Origin of the sequence: Micromonospora sp. AMSO12t (assembly GCF_008806585.1) — a bacterium.
Classification (GTDB): Bacteria; Actinomycetota; Actinomycetes; order Mycobacteriales; family Micromonosporaceae; genus Micromonospora; species Micromonospora reichwaldensis.
The window spans coordinates 1-1390 of the sequence record NZ_WAAS01000501.1 but is presented as its reverse complement, the minus strand read 5'-3'; the positions used below and the strand labels follow the sequence as shown (position 1 = coordinate 1390).

1 protein-coding gene is annotated in these 1390 nt (G+C 69.1%); it reads right to left on the bottom strand.

Annotated elements, in window-relative coordinates; translation table 11 throughout:
* Positions 1 to 19 precede the first annotated feature (19 nt).
* Positions 20 to 1219, bottom strand: coding sequence for an IS110 family transposase (locus F6X68_RS32620; protein ID WP_151457828.1), 1200 nt, complete (start codon positions 1217 to 1219; stop codon positions 20 to 22).
* Positions 1220 to 1390 lie beyond the last annotated feature (171 nt).

The following is a 1390-nucleotide window of genomic DNA, read 5'->3' as shown; positions in this document are numbered from 1 at the left end:
GGTGTCCCTATGGGTTTCGTCAAGCGGGGACCGGGCTGGTGGGGCGTGGCTGGTAGGGGATCTTGTCGCGGAGCATGGCGTATAGGACGTCGCAGCGGCGTCGGGCGAGGCAGATGAGGGCGGCGTTGTGGCGTTTGCCTTCGGCGCGTTTCCGGTCGTAGTAAGCGCGGCTGACGGGGTCGGCCAAGGCGGCGAACGCGGCGAGGAAGAAGGCTCGTTTGAGGTGTTTGTTGCCGCCTCGGGGTGGATGTTCGCCGCGGATGCTGCTGCCGGATCGTCGGGTGACGGGTGCCAGGCCGGCGTAGGCGGCGAGGTGGCCGGGGGTGGGGAAGGCGGTGCCGTCGCCGACTTCGAGCAGGATCCGGGCGGCGGTCCTGACACCGATGCCGGGCATCGAGGTCAGGACCGAAGCGAGAGGGTGCGCATCGAGGATCCTCTCGACCTCGCCTGCGACCTGGTCACGTTGTCGCAGGACATCTCGGAGGCTGTCAGCCAGGCGAGGCAAGATCGTCTCCGCGGCCTGGGTGCCGGGGACGGTGACGGTCTGCTCGTCGAGCGCGTTCATGATCTGCTCGACGAGGCGTTCACCCATGCGTGGGGCGTGAGGCCCGGCGACGGACAGCAGTTTGCGACGTCCGGCCTTGCGTAGCCCGAGCGGTCCCCCGCAGCGCGACAGCAGTTCCAGCACGGCCTTGTGCTGCACTTTCGGGCCGAGAACCCGTTCCAGGGCGGGGTGGATCTGAGTGAGCAAGCCACGGATCCGGTTGGACACCCGGGTGGCTTCGCCAGCGAGGTCGTCGTCGAAGCCGACCAGGACCTCCAGCTCCGCCAGCGCTTCGTCGCCGACATCGACCCGGCGCAGCGTGTGCGGCAGGGTGCGGGCGGCGTCAGCGATCACGTAGGCGTCCCGGGCATCGGTCTTCGCCGCACCGGGGTACAGGTCAGCGATGCGGCGCATCGCCAGACCGGGTAGGTAAGCCACCTGATGACCGCACGCCCGAGCCACCGCGACCGGCAGGGCGCCGATCGAGGCCGGCTGGTCGACCACCACCAGAACCCGGCCGTGGCGGACGAGCTTGTCGAACAGTTGCCGAAGCCGGGCCTCCGTGTTCGGCAACGCCGCGTCGTGCAGCCGCTTGCCGTCCGGTGCCAACCCGACCGCGTGGTGATCACCTTTGCCGACGTCCAAGCCGAGGTAGACGCCGTATCCGTCGTTCACCAGACCCGCCTCCACGCATCGATCCCGTGGCCTCGGCCGCTGGTCCAGGCGTCGGACTGCCGGCAGCCACGTTACGAAGAGACCTACCCCAACACGGGTGGCCGTGTCCCTATCAGCGGTCCGCCGACGCCACCCGACCCGGCGACAACACCCCCCGGATCATCCAAACGA